The sequence below is a fragment of the Noviherbaspirillum malthae genome (assembly GCF_015352985.1).
Classification (GTDB): domain Bacteria; phylum Pseudomonadota; class Gammaproteobacteria; order Burkholderiales; family Burkholderiaceae_D; genus Noviherbaspirillum; species Noviherbaspirillum malthae.
The window spans coordinates 323,807-337,370 of record NZ_JACYXF010000003.1 but is presented as its reverse complement, the minus strand read 5'-3'; the positions used below and the strand labels follow the sequence as shown (position 1 = coordinate 337,370).

General features: G+C 63.0%; 14 protein-coding genes. 7 read left to right on the top strand and 7 right to left on the bottom strand.

Translation table 11 applies throughout. The features are described from left to right. Window positions 1–131: 131 nt before the first annotated feature. From IGW03_RS07960 to IGW03_RS07950, 3 genes are all read right to left on the bottom strand, one after another. On the bottom strand, window positions 132–878 hold the full coding sequence (locus IGW03_RS07960; protein ID WP_194721991.1) for an anti-sigma factor: 747 nt from the start codon (window positions 876–878) through the stop codon (window positions 132–134). After that, a complete protein-coding gene (locus tag IGW03_RS07955) occupies window positions 875–1,459 on the bottom strand; it encodes a sigma-70 family RNA polymerase sigma factor (RefSeq protein WP_194721990.1) in 585 nt (194 codons plus the stop codon). Before IGW03_RS07955 ends, IGW03_RS07960 begins: the two co-directional genes overlap by 4 nt. A gap of 166 nt (window positions 1,460–1,625) precedes the next feature. Beyond that, on the bottom strand, window positions 1,626–2,336 hold the full coding sequence (locus tag IGW03_RS07950; protein WP_194721989.1) for a GntR family transcriptional regulator: 711 nt from the start codon (window positions 2,334–2,336) through the stop codon (window positions 1,626–1,628). A gap of 298 nt (window positions 2,337–2,634) precedes the next feature. Here IGW03_RS07950 and IGW03_RS07945 point away from each other — a divergent pair, with 298 nt between their 5' ends. The 7 genes from IGW03_RS07945 (at window position 2,635) to IGW03_RS07915 (ending at window position 8,965) form a co-directional block, all read left to right on the top strand. Next, on the top strand, window positions 2,635–3,879 hold the full coding sequence (locus IGW03_RS07945) for an allantoate amidohydrolase (protein WP_194721988.1): 1,245 nt from the start codon (window positions 2,635–2,637) through the stop codon (window positions 3,877–3,879). A 60-nt stretch (window positions 3,880–3,939) separates the two neighbouring features. After that, window positions 3,940–5,565, top strand: coding sequence for an HAL/PAL/TAL family ammonia-lyase (locus IGW03_RS07940; RefSeq protein WP_194721987.1), 1,626 nt, complete (start codon window positions 3,940–3,942; stop codon window positions 5,563–5,565). A gap of 238 nt (window positions 5,566–5,803) precedes the next feature. Further along, window positions 5,804–6,526: a Crp/Fnr family transcriptional regulator gene (locus tag IGW03_RS07935; protein WP_194721986.1), complete on the top strand. Its 723-nt coding sequence runs from the start codon at window positions 5,804–5,806 to the stop codon at window positions 6,524–6,526. After that, on the top strand, window positions 6,459–6,980 hold the full coding sequence (locus IGW03_RS07930) for an AAA family ATPase (RefSeq protein WP_228535195.1): 522 nt from the start codon (window positions 6,459–6,461) through the stop codon (window positions 6,978–6,980). The genes IGW03_RS07935 and IGW03_RS07930 overlap by 68 nt, the downstream gene beginning before the upstream one ends. A 108-nt stretch (window positions 6,981–7,088) precedes the next feature. Further along, window positions 7,089–7,247 carry a hypothetical protein gene (locus IGW03_RS07925; protein ID WP_194721985.1) on the top strand — a complete coding sequence of 53 codons (159 nt, stop codon included), beginning with the start codon at window positions 7,089–7,091 and terminating at the stop codon, window positions 7,245–7,247. A 69-nt stretch (window positions 7,248–7,316) separates the two neighbouring features. Further along, window positions 7,317–8,204, top strand: a complete 888-nt coding sequence (locus IGW03_RS07920) for an alpha/beta fold hydrolase (protein ID WP_194721984.1) — start codon at window positions 7,317–7,319, stop codon at window positions 8,202–8,204. Window positions 8,205–8,221: 17 nt separating this feature from the next. After that, entirely contained in the window at window positions 8,222–8,965 is a 744-nt protein-coding gene (locus tag IGW03_RS07915; RefSeq protein WP_194721983.1) for a methyltransferase family protein, read from the top strand. Here the strand turns inward: IGW03_RS07915 and IGW03_RS07910 are convergent. Genes IGW03_RS07910 through IGW03_RS07895 form a run of 4 tightly spaced genes read right to left on the bottom strand, consistent with a single transcriptional unit; the run spans window position 8,868 to window position 13,187 of the window. Further along, on the bottom strand, window positions 8,868–9,614 hold the full coding sequence (locus IGW03_RS07910) for a DUF2894 domain-containing protein (protein ID WP_194721982.1): 747 nt from the start codon (window positions 9,612–9,614) through the stop codon (window positions 8,868–8,870). The genes IGW03_RS07915 and IGW03_RS07910 overlap by 98 nt on opposite strands. Beyond that, window positions 9,611–10,237 carry an OmpA family protein gene (locus tag IGW03_RS07905; RefSeq protein WP_194721981.1) on the bottom strand — a complete coding sequence of 209 codons (627 nt, stop codon included), beginning with the start codon at window positions 10,235–10,237 and terminating at the stop codon, window positions 9,611–9,613. Before IGW03_RS07905 ends, IGW03_RS07910 begins: the two co-directional genes overlap by 4 nt. After that, on the bottom strand, window positions 10,237–12,405 hold the full coding sequence (locus IGW03_RS07900) for a DUF802 domain-containing protein (protein ID WP_194721980.1): 2,169 nt from the start codon (window positions 12,403–12,405) through the stop codon (window positions 10,237–10,239). The genes IGW03_RS07905 and IGW03_RS07900 overlap by 1 nt, the downstream gene beginning before the upstream one ends. Further along, the gene (locus tag IGW03_RS07895; protein WP_194721979.1) at window positions 12,402–13,187 is read right to left on the bottom strand and encodes a DUF3348 domain-containing protein; all 786 of its coding nucleotides are present in this window, start codon (window positions 13,185–13,187) and stop codon (window positions 12,402–12,404) included. The genes IGW03_RS07900 and IGW03_RS07895 overlap by 4 nt, the downstream gene beginning before the upstream one ends. Window positions 13,188–13,564: the final 377 nt, after the last annotated feature.

The following is a 13,564-nucleotide window of genomic DNA, read 5'->3' as shown; positions in this document are numbered from 1 at the left end:
TGAAGTGACTGAAACGCATCGCCGGAACGGGCCGGCCATGCATTGACTTATACGGTGCAAAGCCGATTTCGGATTCACTCCTGCGAAAATTTCGCAGATTTCTTCAGAGGTCTGTTGCCTCCGGCATGCAGTCATGTTCCTGCCCAAGCGCCCTTGAACAGGATAGGACCGCTGGGCGCATTGCGGTTCGGCGAACCGCCCTTGGGTTCCAGGCTGACTGCCAGCGAAGCTGCCTGCAGGGGCGTAACGTCGTCCGGCAGCGGCAGCGTGATCGTGCCGTCAGTCGCCAGCAATCCGAGCGAACGCGGCGCGCCCTGTTGCGGCACGGCCCACAATTCCAGGCTCTTGTCCGCGGCGATGCCGAGACGCGCGAGCACCTTGACCGTCAGCAGGCGCCGGTCGGTGTTGGTGTTGATGCCAGTATTGACGCTGACGAGCAGCGCCGGACTATTCTTCGCATCCAGCAGGACGGCAACATGCGAGGCGGCAGGTACCGGCGGCTCTGCCTGCCTTGCCAGCAGAACGGCGGCAAGAAGGCCGACCAATGCCGTTGAAGCGACGCCCACACCTCGCCAGAAATGCAGACTCTCGATGAGTTTGTGCCGGAACATTCGGCGAGGCGTATTGCGCCTGCCTCGCAGATCGAGCGTCTTTTCAATCCGATCCCATACCTGCGGAGAAGGCTGAACCGCCGCACCGAATTCAGCCAGAGGATAGAGGCGCTCGCGCCACTCGGCGGCCGTCTGCCGCAACAACGGTTCATCGCTCATCCATTCCTCGAGGCGATGCCGCGCCCCGCCGCGCAGGGTTCCCAGCACATATTCCGCGGCCAGCTTTTCGCGCAGGGTCGCATTGTCGCGCAGGCATTGACGGTTCACGCGTGCTCCAGTCCGTTCATGCAGAGGCGAAGCTGTTCGAGCCCTCGCCGGATCCACGTCTTGATCGTGCCGATGGGGATGTTCATTTGCCGAGCGACGTCGGAATAGGAAAGCTCATGATAGAACGCAAGTGCAACCGCCTGCCTGTGCGTCGCTTCCAGACGAGCAAGGCAACGGGCCAGCGCTTTTGCGCTGCTGCTCATCTGCAGCGCTTCGATCGGTGTCGGATCGGGACTCTCGACCGCTGACAATATTTCCGGATCCAAGCTGTCGGCGCCGAGCTGCATCGAGTCATCAACGCGCCGCAGTATGTCGAACGCCTTATTGCGTACGATTGCGGCCATCCAAGTCATTGGCGCGGCGAAGTTGAACTGGTAGGTCACGGCACTGTTCCAGATGCTGATGAAGCTTTCCTGCAATGCTTCCTCCGCCCATTCACGTCTCGTCAGGATGCGCAGGGCGAAGCCGAACAGTTTCGAAGAGGTGGCGCCATATAGGGAGCGGAAGGCATCAGCATCATGCCGCGCGACAGCGGCAAGCCACTCTCTCAACTGCCTTTGTTGCGAGTCGGAAATCGACACTTTCGGTATCCGTTTTCAATCGAATCATAGTCAACAACCCTACTTCAATTTATGACGGATTCGGCAGCCGGCAAGGGAAAAGAAGACATCGTCGCGATCGGCTTCGGCTTTGCGAAGGGCGACCTTTCCCAAAGCGATCAGCCAATGCATGCGTGGTGCAAGGCGCTCAGGCCAGCAGCACCGAGACCAGGTCCTTCCTGCTGTCTTCCAGGCTCTTGTCGAACTGCAGCGCGGACTCGACATGGTTGAGGTGGTCGAGAATGAGCTTCACCGCGCGCTCCACCTTGCCGGCCTTGGCCGCCTCCAGAAATTCCAGATGCTCGTCGGACGAGCAGACCGCATCCATCTCGGACTGGTAGAGCATGGTGATGAGCGAGCTGCGCGCCACCAGTTCCTTGAGGATTTCGGTCAGCACCTGGTTGCCGGCCACTTCGGCCAGCAGCACATGGAAGTCGCCCAGGAGCTGCGACCGGGCCTTCGAATCGTTGCCGCTGACGGCGGCGCGCTCGGCCTTGAGATGCTTTTCCAGCATCCGGTAGTCGGCCGGCTTGGCCTTGGCGATGAATTCCTTGGCCATTGCCGCTTCGAGAACGCGCCGTGTCGCGAAGATTTCGCGGGCTTCCGTTTCTGTCGGCTGGCTGACGAAGGCGCCGCGGTCGGGAATGATGTCGATCAGCTTGTCCTTGGACAAGGTCAGCAGGGCGGCGCGGATCTTGGTGCGGCTGACGGAATACAGGCGGGAAAGGGCTTCTTCGCGCAGCTTGGTGCCAGGCGGCAGCTGGCGCGCAGCGATCGCGGCGGCAATGTCTGCAGCGATCTCGTTGGCGCTTTTCGCTGCAGACGGTTCTTCTTCTGTTTCTGTGCGTGGCTTAACCATAAATGGACGAAAACGAATCAATCGGGCGACGCGAGCTTATCATGAAAGCAACACCGGGCATCGCAAAACCGCCTAAGTGGGCGTCTTGCGTCGCACGCTGCCGTACGCTGTACGCCGCCGCAAGGCAGCGTATTAGAACATTCCGCCCGGAGCCGGCAATATCTGGCGCGCTATAGATAATATAGCAGGCGGCAAGGCTCGCACACCGGTTTTGCTCAAAGTTTTTGTATACAATGTTTGAATACGATATTATACTTTTCAACACCTGGAGACCGTGCATGCCGACCAAGGAGAAACCATGAATCATGCAGGCAGTATCGGAGCAACCATCATGCGCTGGGCGGACGAACTGGCCGGACACAGCGAAGCGGACGGCATGCTCACCCGCACCTACCTGACCGCGGCCCACAGAGGAGCCGCCGAGCAGCTGTCGCAATGGATGCGCGAGGCCGGAATGAGCGTGCGGCGCGACGCCGCCGGCAACGTGATCGGCCGCTACGAGGGCGCCACGCCCGGCGCGCCGGCATTGCTGACCGGTTCGCATTTCGACACGGTGCGCGACGCCGGCAAGTACGACGGCAATCTTGGCATACTCCTGCCGATCGCCTGCATCGCGGAATGGAACAAGGCCGGCAGGCGCTTTCCCTTCGCCATCGAGGTGATCGGCTTCGCCGAGGAAGAAGGCGTGCGCTTCAAGGCGACCCTCCTGGGCAGCCGCGCGATTGCCGGCAGCTTCGATGTCGGCGTGCTCGACAAGCGCGACGCCAACGACCAGACCATGCGCCAGGTGATGCACGCGGCCGGCTTCAATCCCGACGAGCTTGCCGGCGCAGCCTACCGGCCCGAAAGCGTGCTCGGCTTCATGGAAGTGCATATCGAACAGGGCCCGGTGCTGCTCGACGAGAACCTGTCAGTCGGCGTGGTGAGCGCGATTTCCGGCGCCAGCCGTTTCCTGGTGCAAGCGACCGGCCTGGCCGGCCATGCCGGCACCGTGCCGATGAGCCTGCGGCGCGATGCGGCGATGACGGCCGCCGAGATCGGCCTCTACATCGAGAAGCGCTGCTCCGGCATTCCCGGCCTGGTCGGCACCGTCGGCCAGCTGGAAGTGCCCAACGGCGCGGCCAACGTGGTACCGGGCAAGGCGGTCTTCACCATCGACATCCGCGCCGAGACCGACGAGGTGCGGGAAGCGGCGGTGAGCGACGTGGTCAATCAGATGCAGGCCATCGGCGCACGACGCAATGTCAGCCTCGACATCAACCGCACGCATGAAGCGAAGAGCGTGCCCTGTGCCGGCTGGCTGCAGGAACAGCTCGGCGCTGCCATCGAGCGGGAAGGCCTGCCGGTGCGCCACCTGCCTTCCGGCGCCGGCCACGATGCGATGGCAATCGCGTCGCTGACCGATGTGGCGATGCTGTTCGTACGCTGCGGCAACGGCGGCATCAGCCATCATCCGGACGAAATCATGACGGCCGAGGATGCGGAGATTGCAGCGAAGGTGTTCTCCGGCTTCGTCGAAAACTTCAAGGGCCGCACGCATTAATCCGATTCCGGCACAGCGCGCCTCACTTACACAAACCCAACGTTACATACGGTGACCATCATGACAACAATACTTATCGACGGCTTCAATCTCACAGCGGAACAGGTGGTCGCCATCGCACGCGATCCCAAGGTCAAGGTCGACCTCGCCGAATCCTCGCGCGCCGCGCTCAAGGAAAGCCGCGACTACATCGAATCCACCTGGATGCACGATGAAGCGCCGATGATGTACAGCTTCAACACCGGCGTGGGCCTGCTCAAGGATACCCGCATCAAGGTCGAGCACATCGAGCTGTTCCAGACCCAGCTGATCAAGGCGCATGCCGCCGGCATGGGCGAGCCCTTCTCCGAGGAAGTCAGCCGCGCCACCATGCTGCTGCGCGCCAATGCCTTCGCCAGCAACTATTCCGCGCCGCGCGCGGAAGTGGTGGACCGCCTGCTGGCTTTCATCAATGCCGGCATCCATCCGATCATGCCGCAGAAGGGTTCGGTCGGCGCTTCCGGCGACCTCGCGCCGCTGGCCTATCTCGGCGCCGCCATCGCCGGTTTCGAGGAAGCCGAGGTGATGTACAAGGGCAAGCGCATGAGCGCGCCGCAGGCGATCCAGGAATCGGGCGTCGGCCCGGTCAAGTTCGACCTCAAGGCCAAGGATGCATCGGCGCTGATCAACGGCTGCACGGTGTCGCTCGCCGTCGCCGTGCTGGCTGCGCACGATTCGCGCAACCTGCTGTCGGATGCCTGCCTGTCGCTCGGCCTGACGCTGGAAGCGATGCGCGCCGAAATGTCGGCCTTCGACGACCGCATCCACAAGGCGCGTCCGCATGTGGGCCAAATCAAGACCGCGGCCATCATGCGCAACCTGCTCAAGGGTTCCACCCGCACCACGCATGAAGCGCGCGCCGTGCAGTTCCCGGAAGAACTGCGCCGCACCGACATTCCCTACACGCCGCGCATCCAGGATGTGTACTCGCTGCGCTGCGCGCCGCAGGTCTACGGCCCGGTGTTCGACGCGCTCGACTATATCGACACCATCGTCTCCCGCGAGATCAACTCGGCCACCGACAATCCGCTGATCTTCTCCAAGGACGGCGGCGGCTTCGAGATCATTTCCGGCGGCAACTTCCACGGCCAGTACCTGGCGCAGGCGATGGACCTGCTGGCGATGGCCGTCACCGATCTCGGCAGCATCGTCGAGCGCCGCATCAACCGCCTGATCGACCCCACCCTGTCCTGGGGCCTGCCGCGCAACCTGATGACCGGCATCCGCGGCGTCAATACCGGCTATCCGGTGGTGCAGTGCTCGATGAGCGCGCTGGTGATGGAAAACCGCACGCTGTGCATGCCGGGCAGCGTCGACAGCATCCCTGCCAAGGGCAACAGCGAAGACCACATCTCCAATTCGACCTGGTGCGCGCGCAAGGCGGCAACCGTGATCGCCAATACGCAGTACATCGTCGGCGTCGAGATGCTGTTCGCCGCGCAAGGCCTGACCATGACCGAATCGCTGCTGCCCGGCTTCGTGCTCGGCCAGGGCACGCAGGCGGCCTACGACGAGATCCGCCGCCAGCTTCCAGCCTGCCTGGACGGCGACCGCTGGTTCCACAACGACATCCAGGCCGCGCACTCCTTCATCACCACCGGCTCGGTGCGCGCCGCGGTGGAGAAGAAGATCGGCAAGTTCGTGTGATCTGAAAACAGAGAGTACCTGCGTTTGACGGGCGGGCCGCAAGGTTCGCCCTTTTTTATTTTGTCCGCCATTTCACCGCGACATGCCGCGTCATGTTTTCCTCCAGGCGACACGGCATGACAATGCATGCCCGCCGGCAAATGTCACATTCCGGCCGCTCCGGCAAACTTAGCCGCGATTCACTTGTCGTACCGGTTGCAAGCCTGTCAAGTTCCCTTACTTTAGCCTGGAGACTTTCATGACATCCGTCCCGCAGTCGAGGCAGGAGTGCCGGAATCTGCTGCTGGGCATGTTGCCCGATGACGAATACCAGCGGCTCCTCCCGGATCTCGAATACATCGCCACTCCGCTGCATTTCAAGCTGTTCGAACGCGACGGCCCGATCCGGCACGCCTATTTTCCGCTCAGCGGCGAGCACTCCATCCTTGCCATCATGGAGAACGGCGCCACCATCGAGGTCGGCACGGTGGGCTATGAAGGGTTTTCCACCATCGATCTTCTGACGGGCAATGAGATCGGCATCACGACGACGGTCTGCCAGATCCCGGGGGAAGCGCTGCGCATGACTTCGGATCGATTTTTTGCCCTGACGGCAGGCGACACGCCCCTGCGCAAACTGTGTCTCCAATACCTGCAGGCCTATCTGGCGCAAGTCTCGCAATCGGTGGCGTGCAATGCGCTGCATTCGGTCGAACAGCGATTTGCGCGCTGGATACTGATGAGCCATGACCGCATGCACCATGCGTCCTTTCAGCTTACGCATGAGTATCTCGCCTCCATGCTGGGCGTCCACCGCCCCAGCGTCACCCTGGTCGCAGGCAAGATGCAGGAGCAGGGATTGATCGAATACAAGCGCGGCTTCATCACCGTGCTCGACCGGCCCGGACTGGAAAATGCCTGCTGCGAGTGCTACGGCATCGTCCGGCGTCAATTCCTGCGCCTGCTCGGCCAGCCCGGGTGACACCGGCACCGCAGCCGTGGAAATGCTCCTGTTCATCGGCATACAGGCCAGCGGCAAGAGCACGTTCTACCGGCAGCATTTTTTCGATACGCATGTACGCATCAGCCTGGACCTGCTGAAGACCCGGCATCGGGAAAATCTGTTCATGCAAGCCTGCCTGTCCACGCAGCAGCGCTTCGTCGTCGACAACACCAATCCGTCGCGGGAAGACAGGATGCGCTATATCGATGCGGCAAGGAAAGCCCGATTTCGCGTGATCGGCTACTTCTTCGAGCCCGATCCCGCCGCCTCCGCAGCACGCAATGCACAGCGGGAGCCCAGACATGCCGTTCCGCTTGCGGGATTGTTCGGCACGCTCAAGCGCCTGCAGCGGCCGGTGCCGGAAGAAGGCTTCGACGAGCTTTATCTGGTCAGCGCGCTGGAGGGCCGCTTCGAGGTGGAGCGGCAGTCCTGATGCGGAACTCGTTTGCCTTCCGGTTGCCTACTCATAGGATTGACGCCCGGCAGCCGAGTCCGCCGTGAAACGCTGCGCGAGTGCAATGACTATCAGGAGGATGCCGACATGAAAATGAGAAAGCGCAAACGCATGATTTACCTGCGGCTGTTCATCGGGCTGCAGGTCGCCGCCCTGATTGCGGAACTGGAGAACATGGCCGAGGAACTGCGCGGCGCATTGAAGGAAAGCGATCCGCAATATGCCAAGGCGGAAGTCGAGGTATGAGGCGGCGCATGCTCCGCGCTTCCGGTCCTGCCGGAGTTTTTGCGCATCGGTTCCTGAAGGGAAAGCCTCGTGACGCCGACCGCAACCCGCCATGAACGCATACAGGCCGACGGCGTCGTCCTGCATGTGGAAGTGAGCGGAGACGGTCCGCCGATCATTCTCCTGCACGGCTTTCCGGAGAACTGCCATGTCTGGCGGTTCCAGATCGAACCGCTGGCCGCGGCCGGCTTTTCGGTCTGGGCGCCGAACCTGCGCGGCTATCCGCCTTCCGACGTTCCCGCCGCCCGCGAAGCGTACCACCTGCGCCATCTGGTCAGGGATGTGGCTTTCATCGTCAAGGCCACCGGCTATCCGCGCGCCGTGGTGGCGGGCCATGACTGGGGCGGCATCATTGCCTGGACCTTCGCCGGCGCCTATCCCGAACTGCTCGACCGGCTGATCATCCTGAATGCGCCGCACATGCAGGTCTATGCGGAAAAGGCCTGGCGCACGTCGCAGGCGGTGCGCAGCCTGTATGCTGCCTTCTTCCAGCTGCCCTTGCTGCCGGAACGCCTGCTGTCGGCGCGGCGCTTTCTCGCCGTACGGCAGATGTTCAAAAGCGTGCCCTACCGCAAGCCGGCGTTCGACGACGACGAGATCGACGACTTCGTGCAGACGCTGTCGCAGCCTGGTGCCTTGAAAGCGGCACTGGATTATTACCGGATCAATGCACGCCCGGGGGCGATGGCGCTTGCCCGATGTGCGCGGACCGAGGCGCCGGCGCTGGTGATCTGGGGTGAAAAGGATCCGTCGCTGGGCTCCTTCCTGCTGGAAGGCCTGGAGCGCTTCGCGCCGCGCATTCGCATCCAGCTCCTGCGCGATGCCGGCCACTGGGCGCCGAACGAAGCGCCTGCCGAAGTCAACCGGCTGCTGCTCAAATTCCTGAGCGAATCCCGGCGCGGCACCATGCCGGCCTGAACGCGACCGGGCCCAGCATGCGCACTGCCGTCAAAATCAGCCTTGCCACAATCACCTTCGCCGCCGTGCACAGCGCGCTTGCCACGCGCGGCGCAAAGCTGCTTGCCGCACGATGGCTTGGCGAAGAAAGACGCGATGCCGTCTATCGGGTGTTTTTTGTCGTTCAGTCGCTGGCCGGCTTCGGTGCGCTGCTGGCCTATGGAGCCCGCCTGCCGACTACGACGCTGTATCGCATCGAGGGCTTCGGTGCGCTCCTGCTGCGAACCGGCCAGGCCGCTGGCATAGCCTATCTGCTGATCGGCCTGAAGGAAGCCGGCGTTGCGCAGTGGTCGGGCTATGCCAGCCTGCAGGCATGGCGGCGCGGCTTGCCGATGCCTCCAGGTCCTGCTGCGCAGGGACCGGAACTGAAGCCGGATGGCAGGCTGGGTATCGGCGGCCCCTACCTGCACAGCCGGCATCCCCTGAATTTCGCAGGCATTCCCATCTTCTGGCTGACGCCGCACATGACCGCGCGGCGGCTGGCATTCAACGTGGTGGGCTCGCTGTACCTCATTCTCGGCTCGAAGCATGAAGAGATGCGCCTTCGGGATGCCTACGGCGAACTGTATCGGCAATATGTCGACCGGCGCGTTCCGTTCTTCTGGCCGCTTCCGATGGGAAGAACTACTTCTTCGCCGACTTTGCTCCCTGCGTCTTCTTCGGAGCGCCCGGCTTCTCCTTCTCGCTCTGCTCCAGGCATAGCAGCGCATCCGCATAGGTAATGAAGCGGTTGAGATAATCGGGCGAGATATCGCGCATCAAGGCCAGCGAGCGCAGCACCAGCATGTGGGAGTTGATCGGCCCGGCATTTTTCGGCGCCTGCTCGAGCGCCTGCGCGACCTGCTTGTGCACGCTCAGCTTCGACAGGGTCTGTTTGAACGTGCGTATGGTTTTCAGCTCGCGACGTGCGCCGGGACTGCGCATGAGCGGCGAGCCGGACGGTTCCGGCACATGCTGCTCAAGCTGTCGAAGCAGCGCACCGAGAGGAGACAATGTTCGTTGCGCTGACGGGCTCAGGCCGGCGGCAAAGCTGCGCAAGGCCTTGAACTCGCCGGCGCCGTAGAGCCGCTGCAGTTCCCTGGCCGCATACGGAAAATGCTGCGCGCTGCGATCAAGGATTTCCTGGGCGTCGGACTGTGCTGCGAAGAAGCGCTCCTGGAGCGCCGCCACAGCCTGCGCCAGTTTGGCATCGAGCAAGCGCTTGATGCTTCCCTGATGCAGCGACGCGCGCTCGGCCAGCGCATCAATATAGCGAAACTGGACAGGATCGAAGCGGTCCGCACCGGCCGCGCGCAATGCAGCGACAGCAGCACTTACATCAGGGAATGCCTCCGGCGCGGCGGCAGCTTGCCTAGGATCTGGCACCATCATTTGCCGGCATTGGCGGTTTTCGGCACCGGCGCCATTTCCACCCGCCGGTTCTGCGCACGCGCGGCGGCATCGGTATTCGGAACTACCGGCTGCTCGGCGCCGAACGCCGCCGCAAACACCATGGATGACGGCATGCCTTCATCGATCAGGGTACGCGTAACGGTCAGTGCGCGCTGCGCCGACAGTTCCCAGTTGTCGGCAAAGCGGCCGCTGCGGATGGACTTGTCGTCGGTGAATCCGCTGACCATCAGCATCTCGTTGCGCGCGCCCAGATACGCCTTCAGCGGCGTAACCAGGCTGGTCAGCAGCTGCCTGCCTTCGGGCTGCAGCTGGTCGGAATTCACTTCGAACAAGACCTGCCCGCTGATGCCGATGCGGCCGTTGTTCAAGGTAATGCGCCCGGAGGCGAGCGGAATCGCCAGGGCCTTTTCCAGGCTCATGCGGCGCTGTTCTTCGACCTGGCGCTTCTTCACCTCGTCCTGCAGATGCGAGGTCAGTTCCATCTGGACCGCCACCACGCCGACCAGCACCAGCACGAAGGCACCAAGGAGGCTGGCCATCAGGTCGCCGAAAGCGGCCCAGACCGGCGCGCCGTGATCCACGCTTGCGTCGCTCTCCTCCATTACCGGACCTCTTCCGCCGGTGCCGCCTGCCTGCCGGGCAGCTGGCGCAGCTCATCGAAGATGTCTTTCTGCGACGTCATGCTGAGGTCGATGATTTCGCGTGCCTGGGCAACGTAGTAGGCAAGCTGCTCATCGCTTCTCGCCATGGACTTGTCCATCGCGCCTTCGATGCGCTGCAGGCTGGCGATCAGTTTTTCGTTGGCGTCGTTGAAGGAGCTCACGGCAAAGCCGAAGGCTTCGCTCAGGCTCGATACGTCGACCGCGCTGCTGGTGACATGGGCGGAGATATCGGCGAGCTTGGCGGTTTCCGCAGCCACGTTTTCCGAGAAAGAGCCGGCCGCCGCAGTCAGCGTGGCAGTGGACGACGCCACGAGCGCATCGATCACGCCGCGCTGCTCCAGAGACGCATGGTTGATTGACTCGAGCAGTGAATTCAGGGTTTCCATGATGCGGCTGCGCTCTTCGAGCAGTTCGTTGTCGCGGACGACGCCGGCGGAAACCTGCTCGCGCAGCTGGGCGATAACATCCGCTGCGGCACGCGGCGCTTCCGAGGCGGTCTCGATGAGACGCGCGATCGGTGCTTCCAGCGCGGTGCCCAGTGTCGTCAGATGCGTGGCGAGCGCGGCCTGCAGCTGCCCCAGGCGCTCCACCGCCGCATCGGCGCGGGCAGCTTCTTCGTTCCTGAGCGTGCCGAGTTCGGTACGCAGCATGGCGGCCAGATCCTCCATGCGTTCACGGTGCTGATCCATCCATTGCGCCTCGGAAGCGATGCGGGAGCGCACCAGTTCCTCGGCGCCGGTGAGCAGGCGCGTCGTTTCGGCCAGCGTGCCGGTTGCGCTCGCCTGCATCCGGCCGGCGATCTCCTGCGCGGTTTGCGACAGGATGTCGCACACCTTCTGCTGCTGGGCAAGGGTGTCCGCGCCGGTCTGGCGCAGCTCGCCGGCAAGCGCCGCCGCCATGGCTTCCAGCGACTGTGTCCATGCCGCCTGCCGCTGCGCGTCGCGCTGGGCATGATCGCTTTGCAGGCCGGCATAAGCATCGCCGATGGTGGTGACGAGAGCATTCGAACGCTGCTCGAAGTTTTCGCTGAAGGCATGCAAGGTACGCCCCACTTCCGCGACCATCGTGGCGCTCGCCTGCTCCTGACTCTTCGCAGCCGCCGTCCAGGCCGATGCCGCCGTCGCAGTGGTATCGCTGAAGCGTGCCGAAAGGCCGTCGAGCTGTGTCTGCACCGTGCCGGCCATGCGTTCATGCATGGCCTTGGCTTCATCCGCGATGCCGTTCATCGCGGCTTCCACCACGGGCCTGATGCTGTCGCCTGCGATCTGCGCGCTCCGGCTCAGGCCTTCGCGCAGGGATTGATCGACGGAGCGGGCCAGTTCGGTATAGATGGTGCCGACATTGCGGTGAAAGTCTTCCTGGTTGCCGAGCAGGCGCTGGTTCAGCTGCCGGCTCATGTCTTCCATCTGCGTCATCATCGCCTGCAGCTTGTCGGCCACCTGGGGCAATGCCTGCGACTGCAGCTGAAGCGCCTTGAAGGTTTCCTGGCGCTGATGCACGAGCGAGAAACGACGCAGTACCGTGGCGATGCGGGTATCGAGCACTTGCGCCGCCTGCATTCTTTCGCGCCGGCTGAGCGCCGACATCAGGCCCAGCATCGCGGAGGCGGCAACGCCGGCCACCGAGGTACCGAAAGCCAGGCCCAGTCCCGACACCGGCACGGACAGCGCGGAGCGGATTGCCTCCAGGTCGGTGGTTTTCTGAAGCGCGAAGACCGCGCCCTTGAGCGTGACGACCATGCCGAGGAAGGTGCCGAGCATCCCGAGCATGACCAGCAGCCCGACCAGGTAAGGTGTGAGAGCCGGCCCGGGCAGGGCGACGCGCTCGCCCTCGACGCGCAGTCGCACGGCGCCCTGCAGCGAGGAAGGCAGCTTCGCCAGCCAGTCATCGAGGCTGGCGAGCTGGTCGGGAATCGCCGCCAGCGCGGCTGACAAGCCCATGGTCGCCTGACGGAAGCGATGCAGTTCGAGCGCCCCGTACACATAGACCGCGCCGATGACAGCCGTCATCAGCAGCGCCAGAAGACTGGAAGGGAAAAAGCCGATACCGACCCAGATGATTCCAAGCGCGCCCAGCACAAAGGCGGCCGTAAAGAAATGTCTATTCATTGCGTATCTTGTCTGAATGCTTCGATGAGTCCCATCGCCGGCTGCAGGCGCAGCTCCATTTCGGCCAGCAGAAGCATCTGCATGTCGCTGCAGAAGCGTGCCAGCCAGGCGTCCGGCTGGATCCAGCCGGCGGGGTCGTCCGCCTGCCCGTTATCGGCAAGCGTTTGCTGATGTTCCTTGAACAACTGCTCGAAACGGGCCTTGAGAAGCAGCGGCACCTTCGACAGCAGCTTCGTTTCGCGCTCGCGCAATATCTTCTCAAACATTGCGTCGAGTTCGGCAAGTTTCCTGAGCCTGGGTGACGCCTTTGCAACGGCGCTGCGCAGATTGACCCGCAGCGGCTGGATGCTCGACTCCATGTCGCGCTGATGGGCTTCATAGAAGCGCCGGTACGGCGCATAGGCCGCCGCAATGCTCTGCGGCGGCTCGGGCTCCGGCAGAGGCAGGCTGATGTGAGTCTTTTTCGCCGGACTGGCCGGATCGGGTGAGCAGCTCTTCGTGATCGAATTGACCAGGAAGCCTTGTATGCGGTCGAATTCGGCAATGGCCGCGGCGCATGCGGCGCCATGGGCTCCGGAGGATGGCCTTGCCTGACCTGGCGATCCCGCAATGGCCTCGCCGTGCACGGCCGACAGCGTGATCGCATCGGCGAAGTGAATCCACTGGCCGAGCTTTTCCGCGAACGCAGTCCCGTGGTCAGCCGCCTCCGCAAGGCTCAGGTCAGAGAGACAACGAATGAGTTCCGAACTGTGAAAATTCGTACGCGGTGACGTGCGCGTCATAGGCAGGTGCAATCAAAATCGTAAAAGCTGAGCCGGGCCGCATCCGCATGAACACGCGTTCCGGTCCTGCTTCAGCGAAGCCAAGCTGCGTTCGGCGGCCATTCCGCGGCATACAAGAGCCGGCGATTATAGCTTGGAGGGAAGGGGAACTCAAACGAGCAGGAAAGACAAGATTCGGCGGCGGCGCGCTTGTAATGTCTTGTAAAAACGATTGTGCTGTGCGTCCAAGGCCTTCCGGCGGCGAGACAGATGGGGGAACGGAGGATTGCGCAGCCGCTGCGGTGCACAGGCGTGTACGAGGAAAGTGAAACTGTTTTGATTTACCCGCCCAAGGCTCCCTCCACCTCTTGCCATACAAGACGCCTGGTTTGCAGGCG

Excerpts from the sequence above, each read along its gene's own strand:
- IGW03_RS07950 (WP_194721989.1), bottom strand. The coding sequence starts at position 2,336 with ATGGTTAAGCCACGCACAGAAACAGAAGAAGAACCGTCTGCAGCGAAA.
- IGW03_RS07945 (WP_194721988.1), top strand. The coding sequence starts at position 2,635 with ATGAATCATGCAGGCAGTATCGGAGCAACCATCATGCGCTGGGCGGAC.
- IGW03_RS07940 (WP_194721987.1), top strand. The coding sequence starts at position 3,940 with ATGACAACAATACTTATCGACGGCTTCAATCTCACAGCGGAACAGGTG.
- IGW03_RS07935 (WP_194721986.1), top strand. The coding sequence starts at position 5,804 with ATGACATCCGTCCCGCAGTCGAGGCAGGAGTGCCGGAATCTGCTGCTG.
- IGW03_RS07930 (WP_228535195.1), top strand. The coding sequence starts at position 6,459 with ATGCCTGCTGCGAGTGCTACGGCATCGTCCGGCGTCAATTCCTGCGCC.
- IGW03_RS07925 (WP_194721985.1), top strand. The coding sequence starts at position 7,089 with ATGAAAATGAGAAAGCGCAAACGCATGATTTACCTGCGGCTGTTCATC.
- IGW03_RS07915 (WP_194721983.1), top strand. The coding sequence starts at position 8,222 with ATGCGCACTGCCGTCAAAATCAGCCTTGCCACAATCACCTTCGCCGCC.
- IGW03_RS07910 (WP_194721982.1), bottom strand. The coding sequence starts at position 9,614 with ATGATGGTGCCAGATCCTAGGCAAGCTGCCGCCGCGCCGGAGGCATTC.
- IGW03_RS07905 (WP_194721981.1), bottom strand. The coding sequence starts at position 10,237 with ATGGAGGAGAGCGACGCAAGCGTGGATCACGGCGCGCCGGTCTGGGCC.
- IGW03_RS07900 (WP_194721980.1), bottom strand. The coding sequence starts at position 12,405 with ATGAATAGACATTTCTTTACGGCCGCCTTTGTGCTGGGCGCGCTTGGA.
- IGW03_RS07895 (WP_194721979.1), bottom strand. The coding sequence starts at position 13,187 with ATGACGCGCACGTCACCGCGTACGAATTTTCACAGTTCGGAACTCATT.